This is a genomic window from Aminobacter ciceronei (genome assembly GCF_014138625.1).
GTDB classification, from domain to species: Bacteria; Pseudomonadota; Alphaproteobacteria; order Rhizobiales; family Rhizobiaceae; genus Aminobacter; species Aminobacter ciceronei.
Genome location: NZ_JACJHY010000005.1, coordinates 176522 through 201927, shown reverse-complemented (window position 1 = coordinate 201927; position 25406 = coordinate 176522). Strand labels below are relative to the sequence as shown.

Sequence of the window (25406 nt, the reverse complement as noted above, 5' to 3'; positions counted from 1 at the left end):
TAAGGGTTACTTGACGGCGCCGAGGGCCAGCCCGCGGACCAGGTAGCGCTGCAGCCAGACGAACAGGATGGCGACCGGCACGGTGGCGACGAGCGTTGCAGCCATGACGTAGTGCCATTCGACGGTATAGCGGCCGGCGACGAGCGAAAACACCTGGATCGGCAGCGTGTAGCTTTCCTGGCTGCGCAGCATGGTCAGTGCGACGACGAACTCGTTCCACGCATTGATGAAGGTGAAGATGGCGGTGACGGCGATTGCCGGCACGCAGAGCGGCAAAAACACCTTGCGCAGGGTCAGCCAGCGGCTGCCACCTTCCATCCACGAGGCTTCCTCGAGATCGCGCGGGATGGTGTCGAAATAGCTCTGCAGCATCCACACGGTGAAGGCGATGTTGAAGGCCATGTAGACGCCGCCGACGGCATTCAGGCTTTCGACAAGACCGAAGGAGGCGAGCAGCCGGAACAGGCCGAGCACCAGCACGATCGGCGAGATCATCTGCGACACAAGCAGGAAATGCCGGAAGGCGCCATGCCCGGCAAAGCGGAAACGCGACATGGCATAGGCGGCGGGAATAGAGACGAGGATGGCGCCGATGGTGGCGATCAGCGACACGCGCAACGAGTTGACCAGCGCCTGGCCGAAACCGGCCGCGACCCACATGTCGTAGAAATTGCGCCAGCGGAATTCGCTCGGCCACCAGCTTGGCGTCAGCACTTCCTGGGCCGGCTTGACGGCGGTCAGGAACATCACCGCGAACGGGAACAGCGTGACCACGACCAGCGGCGCGAGCAGCGCCCAGGCGATGAAGGTGCGCTTGAGCTTCGGCGAGATCATGCCCGTTCTCCCCGCATGGCGAGCCTGATGTAGATGGCGGTGAAGACGAGCAGGATCGCCAGCATCACCAGCGAGACGGCCGAGGCCTCGCCGAGTTTGCCAACACGGAAAGCCAGCTTGTAGAGATGGGTGACGAGGATGTCGGTCGAATTGGCCGGCCCGCCTTGCGTCATCACCCAGATGATCGGGAACGAATTGAAGACATAGATCGTGTTGAGCACGATGGCGATGTTGACGAAGGGTTTGAGCAGCGGAAAAGTGATCCGCTTGAACTGCTGCACCGGCCCCGCACCTTCGAGGGCGGCGGCTTCGTAGAGGTCGTCGGGGATCGACGACAGCCCACCCAGAAAGATGGTGGTGGTGAACGGCACCGTCACCAAGATGCCGATCATGATCTGCATCGGGAATGCGGTCGCAGCACTAGCCAACCACTGGATGTTCTGGTCGGCGAGGCCGAGCCCGCGCAGGGCAGAGTTCAGCATGCCGCTTTCGCCGTTCAGCGCCCAGCGCCAGACGATGGCCGTCATCGTCAGTGACACCGCCCAGGGCAGCATGACGATGACCCGCGCCACCGAGCGGCCGTAGAAGTCAGTGTTGAGGATGACCGCCACGGGGATCGAGACCAGGAGCGCGCCGCCAACCACGGCGGCCGTCCACACCCCGGTCCGCAGCAGCGCCTTGATGAAATCGGGATCGGCGACCAGCGCCGAGAAATTGGCCACGCCGTTGAAGTCGCGCAGCTGGCCGAAGCGGCTGACGTCGTGGGTGGCGATCTGGATCAGGTCGACGACGGGCCAGAAGATCACCACCGCGGCCAGGATCAGGCTCGGCAGCGTCAGCAGATATGGCAGGGCGCGATTGTGCATGAGAGCCTTGGCCGGAGCACGGGAAAGGGAACCGGCGGCGCACCCAGTGCGCCACCGGCGGAAGGGAGAAGAGACTACTTCTTCAGGATGCCGTCGGCCTTGGCCGCTGCTTCCTTGAGAAGGGCTTCCGGATCGCCCTCGCCAAGATAGACCTTCTGCATCGCATCAGAGGTGATCTGGGCGATTTCTTCCCAGCCCGGAATGACCGGCGCGAAGCGGGCGTCGGGCAGGAGTGCCGTGAAGGCGGCGAGGTCGGCGTTGTTGACGTAGTAGTCCATCTTGGCCTCTTCCTTGTTCACCGGCAGGAAGCCCTCGCCCTGGGTGAACTTGGCGCGCCAGTCGGTCTGGAACAGGAAGTCGAGCAGCTTCCAGGCCTCGTCCTTGTTCTTCGAGTTCTTGAACATGACAATGGAATCGGTGACGCCATAGGTACCGCGTGCACCCGTCGGTCCAGCCGGGATGGCAGCGACACCATATTTCAGGTTCGGCGCTTCTTCCTTGATCTGGTTGGACAGGAAGGGGGCTGTGATCATCATGCCGACCTTGCCCTGCTTGAACAGGTTCTGCACGTCCTCACGCGCATAGGAGGTGACGCCGGGTTGGGTCAGCCCCTCGTCGATCAGCGACTTGTAGAGCTTGGCCGCCTCGATGGCGCCGGCGCTGTCGAGGCCCGAGCTGCCATCCTTGTCGAGGATCTCCGAGCCCTGCGACCACATCGCGTAATAATAATAGACGTCGGTCTCGATTTCCTTGCCCTGCAAGCCGTAGCCATAGTTCTCGCCGCCCAGCGCCTTGATCTTGGCGGCAGCGTCCTTGAGCTCGGCCCAGGTCGCCGGCGGGTTGGCGACACCTGCCTTTTCGAGCAGTTCCTTGTTGTAATACATGGCGCGCGCCGAAGCGGCGATCGGCAGGCCGTAGGTCTTGCCGTCCATGATCGAGGGCGACAGGAAGGTATCGATGAAACGGCCCTTGAAGTCGGGCGTGATGTAGCTGTCGAGCGGCTCAGCGACGTCCTGCTGGACGAAGTCGATCAGCCAGCGCGTACCGATGATCGACAGGTCCGCATTGGTGCCGGCGGTGATGTCGGTGGTCAGCTTCTGCAGCAGCACATCCCACGGCACGACCTCGAACTTGACGTCGATGCCGGGATTGGCCGCCTCGAACGCCTTTTCCACTTCCTGGAAATAGGGGCCGGTCTTCGAGCTGTATTCGGCGACCGTCACCCGGACCTCGCCGGCATTCGCCTGGGCTGCCAAGGCCAGCACGCTCAACCCGGCCAGCAGGCCGCTCTTCCACTTTGAAATCGCCATGTCGGTGTTCCCTTGCTCCCGCGGGCGCAGGCCCGCTCCTCCAGCGCTTCACGCGCCTGTTTGATTAAGTGACTTTCTTACATTATCGGCGATTTTCGGCATATCAAGCGATTTTCTTTGTTGCTTAATTACATTTTCAGCCATAGTCCTGAAGGCAGAAAGCGGCCAAGATCGCTGTGGGAGCACAGAATTGAACCTAGACGACGAGTTTCGGCAAAAGTCCGTCCTGATCACCGGAGCCGGCGGCGGCCTCGGCCGGGTGCTGGTAACTATTTTTGCCGCGCGTGGCGCCCGCGTCATCGGCTGCGACCAGTCGATCGAAGCGATGGACGGGCTCGATCTCGCCGGCCGCCACAGCTTCGACCTGACCGATCGCGCCAGACTGGAAGCCGCCTCGCGCAAGCTGGTCGAAGCTGACGGCGTGCCCGACATCGTCATCAACAATGCCGGCTGGACGCGCGCCGAAACCATGCCGACGCTGACCCAGGAGCGGATCGAAACCGAGATCGACCTCAACCTGACCGGCGTCGCCAGCCTCACCAACGCATTGCTCAAGCCGATGGTCAAGCGCGCCTCGGGTACCTTCGTCTTCATCTCCTCGGTCAACGCGCTGTCGCACTTCGGCAATCCGGCCTATGCGGCTGCCAAGGCCGGCATCAATGCCCTGTCGCGCGCCATTGCTGTCGAGCACGGCCGCCAGGGCATCCGCGCCAACGTCGTCTGCCCGGGCTCTATCCATACGCCCGCCTGGGATCATCGCCTTGCCAAGGACCCCGCGATCCTGGGCAAGCTGCAGCGGCTCTATCCGCTTGGCCGCATCGTCAATGCGCAGGAGGTGGCCGAAGCGGTCGCTTTCCTCGCCTCGCCGCGCGCCTCAGGCATTACCGGCACCGTGCTGCCTGTCGACGCCGGGCTGACCGCCGGCTGCCTGCCTTTCATCGACGACATATTGGGAGCGTGAAGACCATGACCGGCGTGACCTTCCGCAACCTGTCCAAGTCGTTCGGCCAGCACAGCGTGCTCGACAACATCAATCTCGACATTCCGAGCGGCGAGTTCGTCGTGCTCGTCGGCCCCTCCGGCTGCGGCAAGTCGACCTTGCTGCGTATGCTGGCTGGGCTCGAACCGATCAGCCATGGCGATCTTCTGATCGGCGGCGTGCGCGCCAACGACCTGCCGCCGCAGAAGCGCAACATCGCCATGGTTTTCCAGTCCTATGCGCTGTTTCCCCATCTCACCGCGGCCGAAAACATCGGCTTCGGCCCGAAGATCAGAGGTGAGGCAGCGGCGGCGATCGATGCCAAGGTGAAGAACGCCGCTGCCATCCTCAACTTGCATTCCTATCTCGACCGCTATCCGCGCCAGCTCTCCGGTGGCCAGCGCCAGCGCGTCGCCATGGGCCGCGCCATCGTGCGCGAACCCTCGGTGTTCCTGTTCGACGAACCGCTTTCCAATCTCGACGCCCAGTTGCGCGTCCAGATGCGCACCGAGATCAAGGCGCTGCATCAGCGCTTGAAATCGACGGTGGTTTACGTGACACACGATCAGATCGAGGCCATGACCATGGCCGACCGCATCGTCGTCATGAACCAGGGAAAGATCCAGCAGGTGGGTGCACCGCTCGAACTCTACGACAGACCGGCCAACAAGTTCGTCGCGAGCTTCATCGGCTCGCCGTCGATGAGCTTCGTCTCGGGCAGGCTCGGTGCGGCGGGCGCCTATTTCGAGACGGCCGACGGCGAAAGACTGAAGCTGAACGGCGGCCGCGCGTCGGCCTTCGCAGGCGCGGTCGAGGCGGGCATCCGGCCGGAGCACTTCGTCATCAGCGGCACCGATGCGGCGATGAAGCTCAGGATCGACGTCGTCGAGCCGACCGGTTCCGAGACGCACATCTATGGCGCGGTCGGCGGCGAGCAGGTGCGCGCCGTGTTCCGCGACCGCGTGTCGGTCAAGCCGGGCGAGACGCTGCCGGTGACCGCCGATCCCAGAAACATCCATCTTTTCGACAAGGCAACCGGCCTGCCCGTATGAGCAACATCGCCGACATCATCACCCGGCTTCAGGTCATGGCGCAGGACGGCTCCAAGTCCGACAAGCGCCTGGCCAGCCTTGTGCTGTCGGATCTCGACTTCGCTTCCAAGGCCGCCATTTCGGAGATCGCCGCGCGTGTCGGCGTCAGCGAACCGACGGTTACCCGCTTCTGTCGCAACCTCGGCTGCGACGGCGTGCGCGATTTCAAGTTCTTCCTGGCACAGGCCATCGCCATCGGCGGCCAGTATCTCAAGCCCGAGCCGCTGAGCCGCGACGCACGCGAGCAGCGCATCGCCTCCGCCGTCACCGAAGCCGCTGTCGTGGCGATCCAGCGCGCTTCGGACAGTCTCGACATGGGCACGCTGATCTCGGTGGCCGAGCGGCTTTCGGCCTCGCCGCACATCTTGTGCTTCGGCTCCGGCGGCATCTCATCGATGATGGCGACGGAGTTGCAGAACCGCCTGTTTCGCCTCGGCCTGTCTGCCGTGGCCCAGGTCGACGGCCAGCTGCAGCGCATGTACGCGGCGGTCGCCAGACCCGAGTCGACCGTCGTTGCCTTCTCCGTTTCCGGCCATGCCAAGTCGGTGATCGATGCCGTGCAGGTCGCCCGCCAATATGGCGCGCAGACCGTGGCCATAACCGCGCCCGGATCGGCACTGGCCAAAGTCGCCGACATCGTCATCCCGTTCCAGCCGATCGAGGACGGCAACATCTACAAGCCAACCTCATCGCGTTTCGCCCTGCTCGCCATCCTCGACATGATCGCGACAGCCACCGCCGAATCCCGCGGCACCAACGTGCTCGAAGGTCTGCGCCGCATCAAGCAAAGCCTCAGTATGCTGAAGGTCGACGACCCAAGACTTCCCCTAGGTGACTGAATGAACTCCAGGCAGAACCCCTTCCCCGACGACATCGACCGCGCCCGGATCTGGGAGATGCTGGTCGAGCGCGATATCGCAGCCTTTGTCGATCAGGACTGGTCGATGGTCGCGGACGACTTCGACGAACAGCGCTTCCTCGGCATCCATGCCCACAACGCTGCCAATCCTGACGACTGGAATGCCGCCTTTCCGTCGCTCGGGACCTATCGCGACGAGTGGCTGCGCCAGGCGGCCGAGACGGCTGCAACCGCCTATGCCGAGCCGCTTGCCGACGGCATCTTCCGCGCCACGAACCTGACCGAGATCGACATATCAGGCGATGTTGCCCTGGCGCGCAAGAAGTTCGACGGCACCATCCGCCGCGCTGACGGCAGCGACGACGTGCTGAACTGGCAGACGCTCTACTTCTGCCGCAAGCAGAACGACCGCTGGAGGATCACCGGCTTCGTCGGCTACATGAAATACAAATAGGCTTGCGGCCTGTCCGAACTCTCCAGGCGCCCCGAGGGCGCCTTTTTCGTTTTCCGCCATCTGGTCCCTGCAAGGCAGAAAGTCTGATCTTGCAACCTTTGCGCTTGACTGCAAGATATCTTGCATCTTAAGAGTCGAGTGCAATATGGATGCAAGATGATGACGCTGCTGGATCGCATCAAAAGCCATTCGACCCGCCTCACCGGGGCCGACCAGCGGCTCGTCTCGGCCTTGCTCGAAAACGCCGCCGAGGCAGCCTTCCTCTCGAGCGCCCGGCTTGCCGAACGCGCCAGCGTGCATGAGGCGGCAACGACCCGCCTCGCCCAGAAGCTCGGCTTCAAGGGCTATCCAGAACTGCGCTCACAGCTGCAGCGCGAGCTTGTCGAGAGCCAGGACGCCGCCGAGCGAATGCGCCGCTCCGTCGCCAAGGTCGAGCATGGCGACTTTCTGCTCGACCTGATCGACAGCGAGATCGCAGCGCTCGAGCACCTCCGCCTTGCCGTTTCGCAAGACAGCATCAACCGCGCCGCCGACATGATCGTCGATGCCAAACGCATCTTCCTGTTCGGCCAGGGCCATGCCCAGTCGATCACCCAGTTCCTGCGCCGCCGGCTCGACCGCTTCGGCATGACCACCATCGTGCTCGAAGGCCGTGGCCGCGACATCGCCGAGCGTGTCGTCGGCATGCAGCAGGGCGACCTCGTGCTGGCGCTCGCCTTCCGCAAGCAACCAGCGAGCTATGCACCACTGGTCGAGCATTGCCACGCGCAGGGCGCCAAGGCGGTGCTCGTGACCGACCTCGCCGGCACGATGATGCAGCCGGCTGTCGACCTCGTGCTGGCGGCACCGCGCGGCCGCTCGGGCAGCGAGTTCCAGACGCCGACGGTGCCGTTCGCCATCGTCAACGCCATTCTTCTGACCATCGCCGGCCGGCACCAGAACCGCGTCATGGGCGCGCTGGAGCGCCTGTCCGGCCTGTTCGACGAATTCGATTGAGAAAACCTGGGAGGGAAAGATGCTCAAGTCGATGAAATGGGCGCTGTTTGCAGCGGTCGCCATACTGCCCCTGACGGCAAGCGCCGCCGAACTCGACGCGATGAGCGTCAAGGAACTGCTGCCGCTGGCACAGAAGGAAGGCAAGGTCACCGTCTTCTCGCTGTCGAGCCGTATCGCCAAGGTGGAGAAAGCATTCGAGGAGGCCTATCCCGGCATTGACCTGGTCGGCATCGACATGAGCTCGGTCAAGCAGATCGCCCGCGTCGTCGCCGAGCAGACCGCCGGCGTCAACGCCGTCGACGTGCTCTACATCGCCGACACGCCGGTGGTCTATGAGGACCTGGTCAAGACCAACCGTGTCGTGCCCTACATTCCGCCACGCGTGGCGGGCGAACTCGCCGACGAGCACAAGACGCCGCTTCTGACCCAGCGCCTGTCGACCAAGGTTTTGATGTACAACGAAGTTGCCAATCCCAATGGCGCGCCGGTCAAGAACCTGTGGGCACTGACGACGCCGGAATGGAAGGGCCGCGTGCTGATGGTCGATCCTCTGCAGCGCGGCGAGCTGCTCGACCTCTTGGTCGAGTTCTCGCTCCGCCCCGACGAAATGGCCAAGGCCTATGAGGCGCAGTTCGGCAAGCCGATATCAGTCGACAGCGACCTGCAGGGCGCCGGCGAACAATTCGTCCGCGACCTCTTTGCCAACGACCTCGTCCTAGTGCCCAACTCCGATGTCATCAACAAGGCGATCGGCGACAAGACCGCCAACAACCCGCCAGTCGGCTTCGCCACCTATTCCGACCGCCGCGACAACGAGAAGGAAGGCTGGGCACTGCAGGTCGCCAACGACGTCGAGCCGTCCAACGGCATCCTGTTCCCGGCGGTTCTCGCACTGGTCGACAAGGCGCCGAGCCCGGCGGCGGCGCGGCTTTTGATCGATTTCATGATGGGCGACGATTCTGCCACCGGCGGACCGGCCTTCGAGCCCTTCAACGTCGCCGGCGACTATGCCGTGCGGCCGTCGATCAAGGACAACGCCGACTCCGTGCCGCTCAAGGAGCTCAAGGCCTGGCGCATCGATCCGGTGAAGACAGCCGCTGCCCGCAAGCGTATTGCAGACCTGGTGCTGACGCTGCAATGACCGCGGCCGGACCGGCGCCTTGGGGGAGGCGCCGGTCTGTTCTCCGTGCCCAGTTGTCCGCCGTCTCGTGTTGCCGCGGCACCGTTGCCCGCGCACTGCAATTCCCGGAAAGAATGTCATGTCCGCCGTAACAACATCCGTGTTGTCCCGGAGAGGCTTTTTGCGCTCCGAAACACTCGTTCCCATCATCCTGATCCTTGTCGTCGGCATCCTGGTCATCGCGCCGCTGGTCAAGATTGTCCTGTCGACGCTGACCATCGAAGGTCTTGACGCCTGGCAGGCGGTGCTGGCCTCGAAAATGTCCGAAAACCTGTGGTGGCGCCCGCTCTTGAACACGGTGCTGCTCGGCATCGGCGTTGCCACAGGCTGCCTTCTGATGGGCGGCTTCCTTGCCTGGCTCGTCGTGCTCACGGACGTGCCGGCGCCAAGGACGCTCGGCCTGCTCGCCACTCTGCCCTTCATGATCCCGAGCTTTGCCGCGGCCCTTGCCTGGGGTGCTTTATTCCGCAACAGCCGGCTCGGCGGCTCGGTCGGCTTCTTCGAGGCGAACGGCTACATCGTGCCCGATTGGCTCGCCTGGGGCCTGTTGCCGACATTGATCGTGCTCATCGCCCACTATTATTCGCTTGCTTTCACCGTCATCTCGGCGGCCTTGAGCTCCATCGGCGCCGATCTCGTCGAGGCAGCGCAGGTCGCGGGTGCCAAGCGCTCGCGCATCTTCTTCGGCATCATCCTGCCGGTGGTCACACCGGCGCTGATCGCCGCCGCATCGCTGACATTTGCCGGTGCCGTCTCCAACTTCGCCGCCCCTGCCCTGCTCGGCCTGCCGGTCAGGATGCAGACGCTGTCGACGCGCCTGTTCGGGATGATCGAGACCGGCCAAACCGAACGCGGCTTCGTCATCGCCCTGCTTCTGATCGTCGTCTCCGCCTCCTTCCTCTGGCTCGGCGAGCGCCTTGTCGCCGGCCGCAAGAACTCGTCACCGTCACCGGCAAGGGCGGCCGCACCAAACGCTTTCCGCTCGGCAGATGGCGCTGGCCACTGTTTGCAGTCGCCGTCCTGCTCTGCCTGCTCACCACCTTCCTGCCGGCGCTGATCCTCACCGCCTCCAGCTTCGCCTTGCAGAACGGTTCGCTGTTCTCCAACTGGACGACGCATTTCTGGATCGGCGAAGGCGGCACCGACATGGCCCAGGGCCAGGCCGGCATCTTCCGCAATCCGGTGCTGATCGAGGCGCTGTGGATGACGCTGAAGCTGGCTGTCACGGTGGCGATCACCACCATGGCGCTCGGCCTGGCGCTGGCCCACACCATCGCCCGCAACAAGGGCAGCGTGCTCGCAACCGTCCTCGGCCAGGTCTCGTTCACCCCGATCCTGATCCCCTCGATCGCCTTCGCCGCCGCCTATATCGCGCTGTTCGGGGCGCCGATCGGACCGTTGCCGTCGCTCTACGGCACCTTCCTCCTCCTGGTGCTTGCAGCCTCGGCGCATCTTTTGCCTTATGCCGTGCAGTCGGGCCGCTCGGTGCTCGGCCAGATCTCGGCCGACATCGAGGAAAGCGCGCGACTGACCGGCGCCGGCTTCTTCCGCCGCATGGGCGCGATCATCATGCCGCTCGCCATCCGCGGCCTGCTCGCCGGCGCCCTGCTGGTCTTCGTCAAGATCGTCCGCGACCTGTCGCTGGTGGTGCTTTTGTTCACCTCGACCTCGCCGGTGCTCAGCATGCTTGCCTACCGCTATGCCGCCGAAGGCTTCATGCAGTTCGCCAACGCCATCACCATGGTGATCCTCGTCCTCTGCGTCATCGCCACGCTCCTGGCGCACCGCCTGCAGAACCGTGTCCAGAAGTGGAAATCCGCATGAACCCCGCCAACGGCAATCCGGCTGCGATCGCGATCCGCAACGTCAGCAAGCGTTTCGGCGGCTTCACCGCCGTCGACAATGTCGACATCTCGGTGCCGCAGGGCGCGTTCCTGGTGCTTGTCGGCCCGTCCGGCTGCGGCAAGTCCACGCTGCTCAGGATGCTCGCCGGACTGGAAACACCGAGCGAAGGCGAGATGGCCTTCATGGGCCGCACCGTCTCCGACGGCACGCGCGGCCTTGTCGCCGACGCCGGCGGCCGCGACGCCGGCCTCGTCTTCCAGAGTTATGCATTGTGGCCGCATATGACGGTCGCCGGCAACATCGAGTGGCCGCTCAAGGTGGCCAAGTGGAGCAAGGCGGATCGTGCCGCGCGCGTCGACGAAGTGCTCGGTCTGCTTGGCATCTCGGCGCTGAAGGAACGCTACCCGGCCGAGATCTCCGGCGGCCAGCAGCAGCGCGTGGCGATTGCCCGCACCATCGGCCCTAAGCCGAGCATCCTGTTGTTCGACGAACCTTTGTCCAACCTCGACGCCAAGCTGCGCATCGAGATGCGCAGCGAACTGATGCGCATCCACCGCGCCACAGGTGCAACCTCTGTCTACGTCACCCACGACCAGGTCGAGGCGATGACAATGGCGAGCCATGTCGCTGTGCTCAATAACGGCAAGGTCGACCAGTTCGGCGCGCCGCTCGAGCTTTTGGAAAACCCGCGCACGACCTTCGTCGCCACCTTCCTCGGCACGCCGCCGGCCAATCTCATCTCGGTGACGAAACAGGACAGTGGCCTCGTCTATGATGGCCTGCGGCTGGCCGATGCGCAGCGCGCCAAGGCGCATGACGGCGTCCAGCTTCTCTACCGCGCCCATGACATCAAGGTCGGCGACATCGAGGGGCAACCTGCGATCACCGCGCGCTTCGAGGAAGCCGCCCCTATCGCAGGGCGCACCATGGTGACGGCATTTTCCAACGGCCAACGGCTGACCGCCATGGCCGACGGCTATTTCAGCGCGGCGATCGGCGACCAGATCCGCCTCAGTTTCCTGGGCGAGCCGAGCGCGGTTTTTGCAATGACTGGTGAAAGGATCGACTGATGAGATTGGTAATGGTGCGCCATGGCGAGACCACCTGGAATGCCGAGCACAGGCTCCAGGGCCACGACAACGCGCCGCTATCGCCGCGGGGCATCAGGCAGGTCGAGAGTTTTGCGTCCTTCGCCAGGGCGATGGCGCCCGACCGCGTCGTGGTCTCCGACCTCGGCCGTACGCGCCAGACGGCAAGCCTGCTCGGCTATGGCGACGCGCCGCTCGACCCGCGCCTGCGCGAGATCGATATGGGCAACTGGACCGGCCGTATCAAGCACGAGCTCGAGGCCGAGCGTCCGCACGAGTATCTCGCCTGGCGCGCCGGCACCTTCACCCCCGACAGCGGCGAGGCATGGGCGGATTTCTGCGCCCGCATCGTCGAAGGGTTGCGGGACTGCCTGAAGAAGTGCAACGGCGACACGCTCGCCATCGTCCATGGCGGTGTCATCCGCGCTGCCTGCCACGCCTTCCTGGGGCTGCCGCCCTCACGTGTCGTGCCGGTGACGCCTGGTACTGCAACGATACTGAGCTTCGATACGGCCTACGCCCCGACGGCACGGCTCGAAGCCTACAATATCGCGGCTGTGGCGCCCGATTTCGACGCACCGGACTAGCGCAATTCCAGCAAAAAGTGTGCGGCGGTTTTCCGTCCGGAATTGCGCAAAAACAAGAAGATAGAGAGTTTCCGCGAAGAGAAGAAAGAGGAAACGCTCTCGACGCTCGCAACTGGTCTGAACAGGCCCGTGCCTAAGGAAATGGTGCGGCTTCCGTGGTCTCCCAAGGAATGCCGCAATTTCCCCCCGCAAAGAGGCACCAATAGCTAGATATTTAAAACGCAAACCTGCAATATAGACCGGGTCTACAATCGCAGCGCCGCCATCCGCAATGCCGCCCGGAAAATGCATTTGCATCCGCCGGGCGCTAGGGCGCCCGCCCAGTCATGAACACCATTTGGGCAGCGGCGGCATCCCCCGTTTGGAGGATGCCGCACAATAAATGTGCATATGTTGCAGAAACTGCTCGCGAGGCACGAGCTGCCTGCGAGCATCCGGCTGCCGTTTTGCGGCTACTTCGACATCTCTTCGATATATGCAATCACATTGGCGATGTCGGTATCGTCCTTGAGACCGGCAAAAGCCATCTTGTTGCCCGGGACCTTTTCTTTCGGCATCTTCATGTAGGCGGCGATGTTGGCCTCGTCCCAGACTAGGCCGCCGGCGCCCGCCTGCTTCATCGCATCGGAATATTTGGCTTCAAAACTCGGCAGCGTGCCGGCCGTGCGGCCGATGACACCATGCAGCGATGGGCCGATCTTGTTCTTGTCGACCGCCATGTCGTGGCAGGCCATGCATTTGGTGAAGACCTTTTTCCCGGCGGCCGCATCGCCCGCCGCATGAACCGGATTGGTGGCTAGAACCGAAGCTGCAAGAAGGGCTTGAGCGCCCCATGCCGTCAGTTTCATGGCTATCTCCTCACTGTGGCCGGCGCATTGCGCCAACGGGCGCGATACTAATCCGGCGCAAGGCAACGCGCCATGCGCCATTCCGTTGCAGCTTGCCGTTGCAACTGCCGCGGCAAGGAAGGGCGGCTGGTGGACGTGGCTTATCCCGCGCCGAAGGACAGCACGCGGGTGATTTCGGTGTAGCGGGATTCGATCACCATGATTGCGACGAACACCAGGATCACCAGCGGCGGCACGATGATGGCGTAGCTCAGCGCAAGCCGCTCCCAGGCCATGTGCATGAACACGGCAACGATCAGTCCCGCCTTCAGCATCATGAAGATCAGGATCAGGCTCCATCTCAGCATGCCCTGAAGGGCGAAATAATCGACCGCGTAAGAGCAGGCGCTGAGGATGAACAGCCAGCCCCAGACCACCAGATAGAGCTTGATCGGGTGCTGTTGCCCTTCGGCATGCGCCATTGCCGGAGCGGGAGCCGCATGTCCGTGCAGCCCGTGATCCTGCGCCTCTGCCTGTGCCATCGCTTCACCTCACCAAAGATAGAAGAACGCGAAAATGAACACCCACACCAGATCGACGAAGTGCCAGTAGAGCCCCATGATCTCGACGCTCTCATACTGGCCGCGCCGGCTGGTGAAGAACCCCCGCTCGCCGGTCTCGTAATCGCCGCGCCAGACCTTGCGCGCGACGATCAGCAGGAAGATCACGCCGATCGTCACGTGGGTGCCGTGGAAGCCGGTGATCATGAAGAAGGTCGAGCCGAACTGTGCCGCACCCCACGGGTTCTCCCATGGCCGCACGCCCTCGCTGATCAGCTTGGTCCACTCGAAGGCCTGCATGCCGACGAAGGTGGCGCCAAGTAGCGCGGTCAACAGCATCAGGACCGCCGTCTTCCTGCGGTCGCGGCGGTAGCCGAAATTGACCGCCATCGCCATCGTGCCGGACGACGAGATCAGCACGAAGGTCATGATCGCGATCAGGATCAGCGGGATGTTCTGGCCGAACAGATGCAGGGCGAAGACCTCGCTCGGGTTCGGCCACGGCACGACCGTCGACATGCGCGCGGTCATGTAGGACAGCAGGAAGCAGCCGAAGATGAAGGTGTCGCTGAGCAGGAAGATCCACATCATCGCCTTCCCCCAGGACACGCCCTTGAAGGCGCGCTGGTCCGACGACCAGTCGGCGATGAAGCCGCGCAGGCCCGGCGGCCGCGGCGCGGTGTGGTCGACATGTCCCAGCGAGGTCTCGGCCATCGGCGTGTCCTCCTAGCTCAGCAATCTGCGGCAGATGTCGATGAAGTCGGCCGCCCAGCCCATCAGTACGGCAAACAGCACCAGCCAGACGACGAGCAGCGCGTGCCAGTACATGGCGCACAGCTCTGTCGTCAGCACGAGCCGCGCAAGCTTGTCGCCGCGCCATGCCCTGACATTCGCCCGGCCAAGTACGAAGAGCCCGCCGATGATGTGCAGGCCATGCATCGCGGTGATCAGGTAGAAGAAACTGACCGCCGGGTTGTCGGCGGCGTAGTAGCCGCCAGCGGCAAGATCGCGCCATGCCAGCAGCTGGCCGCCCAGAAATGCCACCGACGTCAGCGCTCCGGTCAGCAGCGCGAACTTGAGATTGTCGAGCTGGCCCTTGTGCGCGGCTACCACCGCGCATTGCAACGCCACGCTCGCCAGCACCAGCATGCCGGTGTTGAGCCACAAAAGCCACGGCATCGGCGTCGCTTGCCAGTCGGCATAGGCCATGCGCATGAAATAGGCGCTGATCAAAAGCGCGAAAATCGCGCCGACGACAGCGAGGAAGACCCCGAGCCCGATCTTCGCCGGATGCATGACCGGCGCTTCCGTCTCGGGAAAGGCGTCGATCGGACCGACCTCGAGCCAAGGCTTCGACATCAGCCGCTGCCGCGCCAGCCACCAGCCGGCAATCGCGGTGACCAGGCCCAGGAAGATCAGGATGGCGCTCATGCATGCCCGCCTTGCGTCGACGGGCGCGGGTCGTTCTGCGCGATGAAGTCCTCGGGCGCGCCGGGCACGCTGTAGTCATATGCCCAGCGATAGACGACCGGCAGCTCCTTGCCGAAATTGCCGTGCGGCGGCGGCGTGCCGGCGGTCTGCCATTCCAGCGTCGTCGCCCGCCATGGATTGTCACCCGCCTTCTTGCCGTGGCGGATGCTCCAGAACAGGTTGAACAGGAACACCAGCTGGGCGAAGCCGACGGTGAGTGCCGCAACCGTGATGAACTCGTTCAGCGTGTGAACCGACGGCGGGATGAAGGCGGTGTCGCCGAGCTCGGGATAACGCCGGGGAACGCCGACTAGCCCGACATAATGCATCGGAAAGAAGATCAGATAGGCGCCGATGAAGGTGACCCAGAAATGGAACCGGCCCATGAACTCGTTGAGCATCCGGCCTGATATCTTGGGATACCAGTGATAGATCGCGCCGAAGACCACGAGGATCGGCGCCACGCCCATCACCATATGGAAGTGGGCAACCACGAACATTGTGTCCGACAACGGCACGTCGACGACGACGTTGCCGAGGAACAGGCCGGTCAGCCCGCCATTGACGAAGGTGACGATGAAGGCGAGCGCAAACAGCATCGGAATGGTCAGGTGGATGTCGCCGCGCCACAATGTCAGCACCCAGTTGTAGACCTTGATCGCCGTCGGCACCGCGATGATCAGCGTCGTGGTGGCGAAGAAGAAGCCGAAATAGGGGTGCATGCCCGAGACATACATATGGTGCGCCCAGACCACGAAGCTGAGTGCGCCGATACCGACGATGGCCCACACCATCATGCGGTAGCCGAAGATGTTCTTGCGGGCGTGCGTGCTGATCAGGTCGGAAACGATGCCGAAGGCCGGCAGCGCCACGATGTAGACCTCGGGGTGGCCGAAGAACCAGAACAGGTGCTGGAACATGATCGGGCTGCCGCCATTGTGCGGCGACTGCTCGCCCATCTCGACGATCGCCGGCATGAAGAAGCTCGAGCCGATGGCGCGGTCGAACAACATCATCACACAGGCGACGAACAGCGCAGGAAAGGCCAGCAGCGCCATGACGGTCGCCGTGAAGATGCCCCACACCGTCAACGGCAGCCGCATCAGTGTCATGCCGCGCGTCCGCGCCTGCAGCACGGTCACGACATAGTTGAGGCCACCCATGGTGAAGCCGATGATGAACAGGATCAAAGACACCAGCATCAGGATGATGCCCGGTCCCGTGCCGCCCGGCGTGCCAGACAAGATCGCCTGCGGCGGGTAGAGCGTCCAGCCGGCGCCGGTCGGCCCGCCCGGCGCAAAGAAGCTTGCCACCAGCACCAGCACGGCGAGCAGGTAGATCCAGTAGCTCAGCATGTTGACGTAGGGAAATACCATGTCCCTGGCGCCGACCATCAGCGGGATCAGGTAATTGCCGAAGCCGCCGAGGAACAGCGCGGTTAGCAGGTAGATGACCATGATCATGCCGTGCATGGTCATGAACTGATAATAGGCCTCGGGCGTGATGAAATCGAAGGTGCCGGGAAAACCGAGCTGCAGCCGCATCAGCCAGGACAGCACCAGCGCGACGAGCCCGATGGCCAGTGCCGTACCCGAATACTGGATCGCAATGACCTTGGCGTCCTGCGCGAAGACGTACTTCGTCCACCAGCTGTGCGGATGGTAGAGCTCCATCTCGCCCACTTCGGCCGGCGGGATGAGGTCTGCTCCATGCGGCGTGACATCGACCATGCGTGCACCCTGTTGCTCTATGCCTCTGCTTTCGCGGTGAGGCCGCCTTCGAGCGGTCGCGCCGTGTCTCCTATTCCATGCTGGCCGTGACTTTGCCCCGGTCGACCAGCACGCCAACCTTGGCGGGGCCGCTCAACTGGGCAAAGGTCGACTGCTGCTGCAGCCATGTCGTGTAGTCCTGCGCGGTGTCGACCATGACTATGCCGCGCATGAAGCCGTGCCCGGTGCCGCAGAGTTCCGCGCACAGCACCTCGAAGGTTCCCGTCCGTGTCGGGGTAAACCAGAAATAGGTGACCATGCCCGGCACCATATCCATCTTGGCGCGGAATTCGGGCACGTAGAAATCATGCAGCACGTCGATAGATCGCAACAGCATCTTGACTGGCTTGTCGATCGGCAGATGCAGGTCGGCGGCCTCGACCACGACGTCGTCCTTGCCGTTCGGGTCGTCGGGATTGATGCCGAGCGGATTGTCGGAGCTGACAAGGCGGGCATTGGAGGTGCCGAGCTTGCCGTCGGCGCCGGGCAGCCGGAAGCTCCACTGCCATTGCTGGGCAACGACCTCGACCTCGGTCGCATCCTTGGGCACGGTGACGAATTGCTTCCAGACATAGAGACCAGGCGCCAACATCGCCGCCACGCCAATGGCGGTGATCGCTGTCAGCCAGGATTCGAGCTTCTTGCTTTCAGGCTCGTAGGCGGCCTTCTGCCCTTCCTTGTGGCGGAAGCGATAGACGCAATAGGCCATGAACAGAACGACCGCCGAGAAGACGGCGCCGGTGATCCAGAAGGTCGCAACGAGAGTGCTGTCGATGTAGCCCCAGTTGGAGGCTATCGGCGTCCACCACCAAGGGCTCAGCACGTGGAACAGCACCGAGCCAATGACAACAAGAACGAGTACGAGCGCTATGGCCATCCTCTGTCCTCCCGGCATTCCAGGGGACGCTGTCCCTTGAGGAAGGCCAGCCGCATCATAGCTTGATTTGGCGCGGAAATACTAGGGGACGAGGGCGGTTGCAGGTTGCGTCATGTTCGCGCGGCCACTTGTGGCTGCGGAAACTCTTGCGCGGCAAGGTTTGTGCTGTCGAAGGCGAAGTCAAACCAAGCGGGCGGCGCACCGCCCCCGGGTCGCGCCGCCCTTCCGGAAGGCAGGTTTCAGACAGCCTGGGCCGGATAGCCGGCGGCGTCGAGCGCCTGGGCAACCTTGGCGGCATCCGCCGCGGTTTCGATCGAAACGGTTTGCGCCTTCAGGTCGATGTCGATGCGGGCGGCAGCGTCCACGCTCTGCACGGCCTTGGTCACCATGCCGGCGCAATGACCGCAGGTCATGTCGGGAACATTCATCTTCAGCATTCAAGAAATCCTTGGTTGGGCCGGCATCGCGCCGTTCCTGCAATCTGGTGTTTCCAGCTACAGGAAGGTCAATCGATCTGTCGATCACGGATATGTTACCAGCTTGGGATTGCGCGAAAACCCGGAAGATCCGGCACTCTCCATCAGGAAAGTTCAGTATTTTCAGCATGTTGACCAAATCGACGATAATCGCAAAAAGCTCTATTGACCTTCCCAACGCTGGAACCCTTAGACCTCTGGGCCGAAAGTGATTAACTAGAGGTCCGCACCGATGAACGCTCCCTTGAACCTGGCAACGACAAGACAAAGCTTCCCGATCGAGGGCATGACCTGCGCGTCCTGCGTGCGCCGCGTCGAGAAGGCGATTGCGGCTGTCCCCGGCGTCGTCACGGCATCGGTCAACCTCGCCACCGAAAGCGCCGATGTGAGCTTCGACGCCGACGTCAATTCCGACGGCGTCATCGCCGCGATCCGCAATGCCGGCTACGACGTGCCGGCCGAGACGATCGCAGTCGAGATCGAGGGCATGACCTGTGCCTCCTGCGTGCGTCGGGTCGAAAAGGCCATCGCCGCAGTGCCCGGCGTGACGACGGCTTCAGTCAATCTTGCCACCGAACGCGCCACCATCGAGACGCTGGGCGGCACCACCCGCTCGGTCATCGACGCCGCCATCCGCAAGGCCGGCTACGAGCCGCGCCGGACCGGCGCGTCGCTCGCGGCCGCCAGCAGCGACAGCCGCGAAGAGGCGCGCAATCGCGAGTTCTCCCACCTCAAGCGCGACTTCGCCGTCGCCGCCACCCTCACCCTGCCGATCTTCGTGCTGGAGATGGGCCGGCATGCCATCCCGGCGCTGCACCACTGGTTGATGATGAACGTCCCCCAGCAGCAGCTCTACATCGCCTTCTTCGTGCTGGCGACCATCGTCCAGTTCGGTCCCGGCATGCGCTTCTACAGGAAGGGTGTGCCGGCACTGCTGCGCTTGGCACCAGACATGAATTCACTGGTCGTGCTCGGCTCCACCGCCGCTTGGGCCTATTCGGTCGTCGCCACCTTTGCGTCGGGCCTGCTGCCGGCGGGCACCGCCAACGTCTATTACGAAGCGTCGGCCGTCATCGTCACGCTGATCCTGCTCGGTCGCGTGCTCGAGGCCAAGGCCAAGGGCCGCACCTCCGAGGCGATCAAGCGGCTTGTGGGCCTCCAGGCGAAGTCGGCGCGTATCGAGCGCAACGGCAGCTTCGTCGACGTCCCGCTCGATGAGGTTGTCTTCGGCGACGTCGTCCAGGTGCGTCCCGGCGACAAGGTTCCGGTCGACGGCATCGTGCTTTCAGGCTCGTCCTTCGTCGACGAATCGATGATTTCGGGCGAACCCATTCCCGTCAGCAAGGGCGAGGGTGCGGAGGTCGTCGGCGGCACGATCAACAAGACCGGCAGCTTCACCTACCGCGCCACCAAGGTCGGTGCCGACACGCTGCTGGCCCAGATCATCCGCATGGTCGAAACGGCCCAGGGCTCGAAGCTGCCGATCCAGGCAATGGTCGACAAGGTCACCGCCTGGTTCGTGCCTGCCGTGATGGTGGCAGCGGCTGCGACCTTCCTCGTCTGGCTGGTCTTCGGCCCCCAGCCGGCCGCCACCTTCGCGCTGGTCAACGCCGTTGCCGTCCTGATCATCGCCTGCCCCTGTGCCATGGGTCTCGCCACGCCGACCTCGATCATGGTCGGCACCGGCCGCGCCGCCGAACTCGGCGTCCTGTTCCGCAACGGCGAGGCGCTGCAGTCACTGAAATCGACCGAGGTCGTAGCGCTCGACAAGACCGGTACACTGACCGCCGGCAAGCCTGTCATGACCGATCTGGACGTCGCCCAAGGTTTCAACCGCACCAAGGTGCTGGCGCTGGTGGCAGCCGTCGAGTCCCAGTCGGAGCATCCGGTTGCGGCAGCCATCGTCGCAGCGGCCAAGGATGAAGGCCTTGTTCTGGCCGAGGTCGGTTCCTTCGAGGCGGTGCCCGGCTTCGGCGTCAGCGCCAGCGTCGGCACCCACAACGTCGCCGTCGGCGCCGACCGCTACATGGCCAAGCTCGGCATCTCGGTGCAGGGCTTCGCCGAGACGGCGATCCGCATGGGGCTCAAGGCCAAGACCCCGCTCTATGCGGCGGTCGACGGCAAGCTGGCTGCGGTGATTGCGGTCTCCGACCCGATCAAACCGACGACGCCGCAGGCGATCCGCGCCCTGCACGACTTGGGCTTGAAGGTGGCGATGATCACCGGCGACAACCGTCGCACGGCCGAAGCCATCGCCGCCCAGCTCGGCATCGACGAGGTCGTCGCCGAGGTTCTGCCCGACGGCAAGGTCGACGCCGTCAAGCGCCTGCGTGCCGGTGGCCGGGCAGTGACCTTTGTCGGCGACGGCATCAATGATGCGCCGGCGCTCGCCGAGGCCGATGTCGGCATCGCCATCGGCACCGGCACCGACGTTGCGATCGAAAGCGCCGACGTGGTGCTGATGTCGGGCGACTTGCTCGGCGTGACCAACGCCATCGCCCTGTCGAAGGCGACGATTGCCAACATCAGGCAGAACCTGTTCTGGGCGTTCGCCTACAACGCCGCTCTCATCCCGGTCGCGGCGGGCGTGCTCTACCCGGTCAGCGGCACGCTTCTGTCGCCGATGCTGGCGGCGGGCGCGATGGCAATGTCGAGCGTCTTCGTGCTGGGCAACGCGATGCGGCTGAAGCGCTTCAAGGCTCCGGCCCGTGCTACCACCGTATCCGGCGCACCGTCGCTGGTCCCGGCCGAATAAGTCAGTCCAGCGGCCTGCTTGGCGGCGCGTGCAACCGGAACCTTCCGGACGGCACGCTCGCGCAATGACGCAGGCCGCTCCTCCCCAATCTTCATCACGCGAGGCCGCCATGCCGAACGCTCCCTGGATCGAGATCTACACCACGCCGACCTGCCCCGATTGCCTGGCACTGAAGCGCTGGTTGAATGCTGAGCAACTGCCCTTCGTCGAGCGCGACCTGCGCGATCCTGCAATCGCCGACGAAGCCAAGCGCCGCACCGGCGTGCGCGTCGCCCCCATCACCATCATCGACGGCAAGCATGTCTTCTATGGCACGTTCGCCGTCCAGCGCGCCGAGATCGAGGCACTGCTCGACCTGACACGGGCGGCCTGACAATGACCTTCCTGACCCTTCCCCAACAGGGCCGCCGCATTGCCGTCGGCGATAGCAAGACGATCCTGCAGGCAGCGCTCGATGCCGGCATCGCCTTCCCCCACAGCTGCCGTTCCGGCCGCTGTGGCGCCTGCAAGTCGCGTCTGGTCTCAGGCCATGTCGAGCTCGGCAAACACTCGCCCTTCGCGCTCTCCGAACAGGACCGCGCCGACGGCTTCATCCTTGCCTGCCGTGCAGTGCCGAGCGACGACGTCGTCGTCGAATGGCTGGCCGAAGCCTTCGCTGCTCAGCCGGCAGAGGCACAGAAGGCCGAGGTGGTCGCCATCGAGCGCATGACGCACGACATCCTTTCGATCCGCCTCGCGCTCGCCGATCGTACAAGCTTCCGCTTCGCCGCCGGCCAATATCTGTCGCTGGCGGTGCCGGGTGCACCGGCGCGCAACTATTCGATGGCCAGCCGGCCGAACGAGGAGCTTGTCGAGCTGCATGTCAGGGCCGTGCCGGGCGGCCTGACCAGCGGCCGGATCCACGCTTCGCTTGCTGCGGGCGACACCGTCCAGATAGATGGCCCGGCCGGTTCCGCCTATCTCCGCGAGGTGCATTCAGGCCCGATCGTCGCCCTTGCCGGCGGCAGCGGCCTTGCGCCGATCAAGTCGATCGTCGAGACGGCACTGCATCAGGGCATGGCCCAGCCGATCCATGTCTATTTCGGCGTCCGCGCCGAGCGTGACCTCTATCTGGTCGAGCATTTCCGTGCGCTGGAAAGACAGTTTCGCAACCTGAGCTTCATGCCGGTGCTGTCCCAGACCGCATCCGATGGCTGGCGTAACGGCTTCGTCGCCGATGCGCTGGCACAGGACCACAGCGACCTCAACGGCGCCAAGGCCTATGTCGCCGGACCGCCTGCGATGGTCGATTCCTGTTTGGCGGCACTTGGAGCGCTTGGGGTGCATGCCTTCGACATTCACGCCGACGTCTTCTTCACCCCCGAGGGCAGCGACAACAACGGCGCTTGACCTTGCAGGGGTGCAATCCCCATTGATAGGATATGCAATCCATGCGGCACATCGCAGACACAACCCGCCCTTTCCTCGCCAACCGGCGCGGGCAGATTGGCGCGCGCATTGCCGTCATGGACGACGGCAGGGCCAAGGCGTTCAAGATCCTGCGGCTGATGTTGCCGCTGGCGCTGCTGTTTGTCCTCGCGCTAGGCCAGGCAGCTTCCGCGCATCAGGGCGGCAGCCAGCATCAGCCACATGCTGCCCAGAGCGTATCGCATCATGCCAAGGCTGACATTGCCTGCTGTGGCGACCTCACGCAGGACGAGAAGGCATGCCTGGCGCAGTGCCTCGTCTCGTGCAGCTATTGCGCGCCGTTGCCTATGGCGACGGCCTTCCCCGACCTGACAGGCATTTCGCCGGCTCCGGCCAGGACCGAACCGCTCCACGGATCGATCGCCTCGCCGCATCTCCGGCCACCGTCCCTCTCCTGAACTGACGCGTTTGGACGCGCACGCCCCGGCACATTCCCGTGCCGGGAGACATCAGTTCTGGAGACAATGAAATGAACACCCTTTCGCGCCGCGGCTTCCTCGCGGCATCAGCGGCAACGCTTTGTGCTGCCGCAGTCCCGTCCCTGCTCATGCCGGTCCGCCCGGCCCGTGCCGACGGCCACAAGGTCATCACCGCCGGCAAGCGCGTCATCGAGGTCAAGGGCAAGGCCGCCAATGTCTTCGGCCTTCATCAAGCCGACGGCTCTTCCGGCATCGTCATGAATGCCGGCGAAAACTTCCGCGTCCGGTTGAAGAACCTCATCGGCGAGCCGACCGTCATCCATTGGCACGGCCTCACCCCGCCATGGCAGCAGGACGGCGTCGCCGGCATCTCGCAGGAGCCGATCCCCGACGGCGGCAGCCACGACTACGACTTCCCCCTCGCCCGCCCTGGCACCTTCTGGATGCATTCACATTTCGGCCTTCAGGAGCAGTTGATGCTCGCAGCTCCGCTGATCGTTCGCGACCCTGACGAAGCAGGCCAGGACGTGCAGGAGGTGGTGGTTCTGTTCCACGACTTCACCTTCCGCGACCCGCAGGAGATCCTCGCCGAACTCAAGGCGGGCGGCCACGACATGAGCGCCATGGCGCCTGCTCCCGCACCCGCGCCGGCAGCCGGCGGCGGCCACGAGGGCCACAACATGTCCGGCACGGCGATGCCCAGCGGCCAGACAAGCCACGACACGATGGACCACGGCGCGATGGGCGCCATGCAGATGAGTGGCCAGGCGGCCGGCCAGATGGGCGGCCAGATGGGCGGCATGTCCCACCTGCAGGACGTGCAGTACGACGCGCTTCTGGCCAACGATCGCACCCTCGACAACCCGGAAATATTCTCCGTCGAGCCAGGCGGACGTGTCAGGCTGCGCCTCATCAACGGCGCCGCCTCGACCAACATGTGGCTCGACCTCGACAAGCTCCAGGGCAAACTCATTGCGGTCGACGGCATGCCGGTCGAACCGGTTGAAGGCACGCGCTTCGAGTTCGCCGTCGCCCAGCGACTCGACATCCTACTCGAACTGCCGAAGGAAGCCTCTGCCTGGCCGGTCTTCGCCGTGCAGGAAGGTGGCCGCATGCGCACCGGTGTCGTGCTCGCCGCCAAGGGCGCGTCGGTCGGCAAGCTTGCCGACATGGCCGACGAGGATTTCCCCGCCGTGGGCGTCGAGCTTGAGCAAAGGCTGCGTGCCACCAAGCCGCTGTCCGAGAAGGCAGCAACTCGCAAGCACACGATGATGCTCGGCGAAGGCCCCAACTATGTCTGGACGCTCGATGGCGCCATGCACGGCCAGGACAAGCCGCTGGCGGTGGCGAGCGGCGACCGCTTCGAGCTGACCTTCATGAACCACACCACGATGTCGCACCCGATGCATCTGCACGGCCACCATTTCCAGGTGGTCGCTGTCAACGGCAAGCGTTTTGCCGGCGCGGTGCGTGACACGGTGCTGGTGCCGGCCAACATGGGCATGGTGACCATCGCCTTCGACGCCGACAATGCCGGCAAATGGGCGCTGCATTGCCACCATCTCTACCACATGGTTGGCGGCATGATGACGTCGATGGCCTACGCCGACTGAACCTGAAAGTGTGCCGGGGCGGCATCAGCTGCCCCGGCCCATCACGATTTCGCCAGCCCCTTGAACTTCCAGTTACTGGAAGCTTTATATGACAACAACTCGCTCTCGAGCGCCGTGCATCCGGATGGACGCACAAGGCCGCTCCAGGATGCGCAAGGAGTGACAGATGAACATTGGTACCGCTTCGGAAAAGTCGGGTCTGCCGGCCAAGACCATCCGTTATTACGAGGACATCGGCCTGTTGCGCCCCGACCGCGCCGACAACGGCTATCGCGATTATTCGATGTCGGACGTGCACCGCCTGCGTTTCCTGCAGCGCTCGCGCAGCCTCGGCTTTTCGGTCGAGGAATGCCGCCAGCTGTTGTCGCTTTATGGCGACAAGGAGCGCGAAAGTGCTGACGTCAAGGCCCTTGCCGAGACCAAGCTTACCGAGATCGACCGCAAGCTCGCCGAGCTGACCGAGCTGCGCAACACGCTGCGCCACCTCGTGCATAACTGCCATGGCGACAGCCGCCCGGACTGCCCGATCATCGACGGCCTGTCCGGCCGCGTCACCCAGTAGCCGGCTTTCGATGACCAGCCTCGCCGCCTATGGCGGCCTCTTCGTCGCGGCCTTCGCCGCCGCGACGCTTTTGCCCGCCCAGTCCGAAGCCCTGCTCGCCGGGCTGGTCGTCAATGGCGGCTACTCGCTCGCCCTGCTGATCGCCGTCGCCACCCTCGGCAACGTGCTCGGTTCGCTCGTCAACTGGTTGCTCGGCCGCCAGGTCGAGCGCTTCAAGGACCGCCGCTGGTTTCCCGCCAGTCCGGGCGCTCTCGCCCGCGCCGAGGCCTGGTACCACCGCTACGGCCGCTGGTCGCTGCTGCTCTCCTGGGTGCCTGTTATCGGCGACCCGCTGACCTTGATCGCCGGCATGCTGAAAGAGCCGTTGTGGAGTTTTCTGGGGTTGGTCGGGGCCGCCAAGCTGCTGCGCTACCTCGCAGTGGCGGCGGCAGCGCAGAGTTTCATCTGAGACCAACCCGTCTGGACTGGTCTCCTGAGGCAAGCGTCTTGGTCACGGCATGGCAACTGTGTTCAAGCGAAGCG

General features: G+C 64.1%; 28 protein-coding genes. 18 read left to right on the top strand and 10 right to left on the bottom strand.

Features of this window, described 5'->3' with window-relative positions; all coding sequences use genetic code 11:
- Positions 1 to 6 precede the first annotated feature (6 nt).
- From HNQ95_RS07795 to HNQ95_RS07785, 3 genes are all read right to left on the bottom strand, one after another.
- The gene (locus HNQ95_RS07795; RefSeq protein WP_067957467.1) at positions 7 to 834 is read right to left on the bottom strand and encodes a carbohydrate ABC transporter permease; all 828 of its coding nucleotides are present in this window, start codon (positions 832 to 834) and stop codon (positions 7 to 9) included.
- Positions 831 to 1700, bottom strand: a complete 870-nt coding sequence (locus HNQ95_RS07790) for a carbohydrate ABC transporter permease (protein WP_154385636.1) — start codon at positions 1698 to 1700, stop codon at positions 831 to 833. Before HNQ95_RS07790 ends, HNQ95_RS07795 begins: the two co-directional genes overlap by 4 nt.
- Positions 1701 to 1774: 74 nt before the next feature.
- Positions 1775 to 3010, bottom strand: coding sequence for an ABC transporter substrate-binding protein (locus HNQ95_RS07785; protein WP_154385637.1), 1236 nt, complete (start codon positions 3008 to 3010; stop codon positions 1775 to 1777).
- 190 nt (positions 3011 to 3200) lie between these two features.
- Between HNQ95_RS07785 and HNQ95_RS07780 the strand changes: the two genes are divergently transcribed.
- The 10 genes from HNQ95_RS07780 (at position 3201) to HNQ95_RS07740 (ending at position 12089) form a co-directional block, all read left to right on the top strand.
- Positions 3201 to 3971, top strand: coding sequence for an SDR family oxidoreductase (locus tag HNQ95_RS07780; RefSeq protein ID WP_182573807.1), 771 nt, complete (start codon positions 3201 to 3203; stop codon positions 3969 to 3971).
- Between the two features lie 5 nt (positions 3972 to 3976).
- Positions 3977 to 5041, top strand: coding sequence for an ABC transporter ATP-binding protein (locus HNQ95_RS07775; protein ID WP_067966113.1), 1065 nt, complete (start codon positions 3977 to 3979; stop codon positions 5039 to 5041).
- A complete protein-coding gene (locus tag HNQ95_RS07770; RefSeq protein WP_067957457.1) occupies positions 5038 to 5919 on the top strand; it encodes a MurR/RpiR family transcriptional regulator in 882 nt (293 codons plus the stop codon). Before HNQ95_RS07775 ends, HNQ95_RS07770 begins: the two co-directional genes overlap by 4 nt.
- Entirely contained in the window at positions 5920 to 6393 is a 474-nt protein-coding gene (locus HNQ95_RS07765; protein ID WP_067957455.1) for a hypothetical protein, read from the top strand.
- 156 nt (positions 6394 to 6549) lie between these two features.
- Positions 6550 to 7389, top strand: coding sequence for a MurR/RpiR family transcriptional regulator (locus HNQ95_RS07760; RefSeq protein ID WP_210283728.1), 840 nt, complete (start codon positions 6550 to 6552; stop codon positions 7387 to 7389).
- 19 nt (positions 7390 to 7408) lie between these two features.
- Entirely contained in the window at positions 7409 to 8530 is a 1122-nt protein-coding gene (locus tag HNQ95_RS07755) for an ABC transporter substrate-binding protein (protein WP_182573805.1), read from the top strand.
- Between the two features lie 160 nt (positions 8531 to 8690).
- Positions 8691 to 9626, top strand: coding sequence for an ABC transporter permease (locus tag HNQ95_RS33590; protein WP_246340616.1), 936 nt, complete (start codon positions 8691 to 8693; stop codon positions 9624 to 9626).
- Between the two features lie 23 nt (positions 9627 to 9649).
- Positions 9650 to 10393 carry an ABC transporter permease gene (locus HNQ95_RS33585; protein ID WP_246340615.1) on the top strand — a complete coding sequence of 248 codons (744 nt, stop codon included), beginning with the start codon at positions 9650 to 9652 and terminating at the stop codon, positions 10391 to 10393.
- Positions 10390 to 11484 (top strand): ABC transporter ATP-binding protein, encoded by a 1095-nt coding sequence (locus HNQ95_RS07745; protein WP_182573804.1) that lies wholly within the window; start codon positions 10390 to 10392, stop codon positions 11482 to 11484. The genes HNQ95_RS33585 and HNQ95_RS07745 overlap by 4 nt, the downstream gene beginning before the upstream one ends.
- A complete protein-coding gene (locus HNQ95_RS07740; RefSeq protein WP_067957442.1) occupies positions 11484 to 12089 on the top strand; it encodes a histidine phosphatase family protein in 606 nt (201 codons plus the stop codon). The genes HNQ95_RS07745 and HNQ95_RS07740 overlap by 1 nt, the downstream gene beginning before the upstream one ends.
- Before the next feature lie 452 nt (positions 12090 to 12541).
- Here HNQ95_RS07740 and HNQ95_RS07735 read toward each other — a convergent pair whose 3' ends face one another.
- The 7 genes from HNQ95_RS07735 to HNQ95_RS07705 form a co-directional block, all read right to left on the bottom strand.
- Positions 12542 to 12937 carry a c-type cytochrome gene (locus tag HNQ95_RS07735; protein WP_067957437.1) on the bottom strand — a complete coding sequence of 132 codons (396 nt, stop codon included), beginning with the start codon at positions 12935 to 12937 and terminating at the stop codon, positions 12542 to 12544.
- A 140-nt stretch (positions 12938 to 13077) separates the two neighbouring features.
- Positions 13078 to 13458, bottom strand: a complete 381-nt coding sequence (locus HNQ95_RS07730) for a cytochrome C oxidase subunit IV family protein (protein ID WP_154385642.1) — start codon at positions 13456 to 13458, stop codon at positions 13078 to 13080.
- Positions 13459 to 13467: 9 nt separating this feature from the next.
- Positions 13468 to 14190, bottom strand: coding sequence for a heme-copper oxidase subunit III family protein (locus tag HNQ95_RS07725; RefSeq protein WP_154385643.1), 723 nt, complete (start codon positions 14188 to 14190; stop codon positions 13468 to 13470).
- A 12-nt stretch (positions 14191 to 14202) separates the two neighbouring features.
- On the bottom strand, positions 14203 to 14907 hold the full coding sequence (locus HNQ95_RS07720) for a cytochrome c oxidase subunit 3 (RefSeq protein WP_154385644.1): 705 nt from the start codon (positions 14905 to 14907) through the stop codon (positions 14203 to 14205).
- Positions 14904 to 16676 (bottom strand): cytochrome c oxidase subunit I, encoded by a 1773-nt coding sequence (gene ctaD, locus HNQ95_RS07715; protein WP_182573803.1) that lies wholly within the window; start codon positions 16674 to 16676, stop codon positions 14904 to 14906. Before ctaD ends, HNQ95_RS07720 begins: the two co-directional genes overlap by 4 nt.
- Positions 16677 to 16746: 70 nt before the next feature.
- On the bottom strand, positions 16747 to 17592 hold the full coding sequence (locus tag HNQ95_RS07710) for a cytochrome c oxidase subunit II (RefSeq protein ID WP_182573802.1): 846 nt from the start codon (positions 17590 to 17592) through the stop codon (positions 16747 to 16749).
- A 239-nt stretch (positions 17593 to 17831) separates the two neighbouring features.
- Positions 17832 to 18029, bottom strand: a complete 198-nt coding sequence (locus HNQ95_RS07705) for a heavy-metal-associated domain-containing protein (RefSeq protein ID WP_067957421.1) — start codon at positions 18027 to 18029, stop codon at positions 17832 to 17834.
- On the opposite strand from HNQ95_RS07705, the gene HNQ95_RS07700 reads away from it, so the two are divergent.
- The 8 genes from HNQ95_RS07700 (at position 18004) to HNQ95_RS07665 (ending at position 25332) form a co-directional block, all read left to right on the top strand.
- Positions 18004 to 18237 (top strand): hypothetical protein, encoded by a 234-nt coding sequence (locus HNQ95_RS07700; protein WP_182573801.1) that lies wholly within the window; start codon positions 18004 to 18006, stop codon positions 18235 to 18237. The two genes, HNQ95_RS07705 and HNQ95_RS07700, sit on opposite strands and share 26 nt — an antisense overlap.
- Positions 18238 to 18300: 63 nt before the next feature.
- Positions 18301 to 20823, top strand: a complete 2523-nt coding sequence (locus HNQ95_RS07695; protein ID WP_182573800.1) for a heavy metal translocating P-type ATPase — start codon at positions 18301 to 18303, stop codon at positions 20821 to 20823.
- A gap of 109 nt (positions 20824 to 20932) precedes the next feature.
- A complete protein-coding gene (locus tag HNQ95_RS07690; protein ID WP_182573799.1) occupies positions 20933 to 21196 on the top strand; it encodes a glutaredoxin family protein in 264 nt (87 codons plus the stop codon).
- 2 nt (positions 21197 to 21198) lie between these two features.
- Positions 21199 to 22212: a 2Fe-2S iron-sulfur cluster-binding protein gene (locus tag HNQ95_RS07685; protein WP_182573798.1), complete on the top strand. Its 1014-nt coding sequence runs from the start codon at positions 21199 to 21201 to the stop codon at positions 22210 to 22212.
- A gap of 41 nt (positions 22213 to 22253) precedes the next feature.
- A complete protein-coding gene (locus HNQ95_RS07680; RefSeq protein ID WP_154385651.1) occupies positions 22254 to 22688 on the top strand; it encodes a hypothetical protein in 435 nt (144 codons plus the stop codon).
- Positions 22689 to 22759: 71 nt separating this feature from the next.
- Entirely contained in the window at positions 22760 to 24322 is a 1563-nt protein-coding gene (locus tag HNQ95_RS07675; protein ID WP_182573797.1) for a multicopper oxidase family protein, read from the top strand.
- Positions 24323 to 24488: 166 nt separating this feature from the next.
- Positions 24489 to 24884 carry a Cu(I)-responsive transcriptional regulator gene (gene cueR / locus HNQ95_RS07670; protein WP_154385653.1) on the top strand — a complete coding sequence of 132 codons (396 nt, stop codon included), beginning with the start codon at positions 24489 to 24491 and terminating at the stop codon, positions 24882 to 24884.
- Positions 24885 to 24894: 10 nt separating this feature from the next.
- A complete protein-coding gene (locus tag HNQ95_RS07665; protein ID WP_182573796.1) occupies positions 24895 to 25332 on the top strand; it encodes a YqaA family protein in 438 nt (145 codons plus the stop codon).
- Positions 25333 to 25406: the final 74 nt, after the last annotated feature.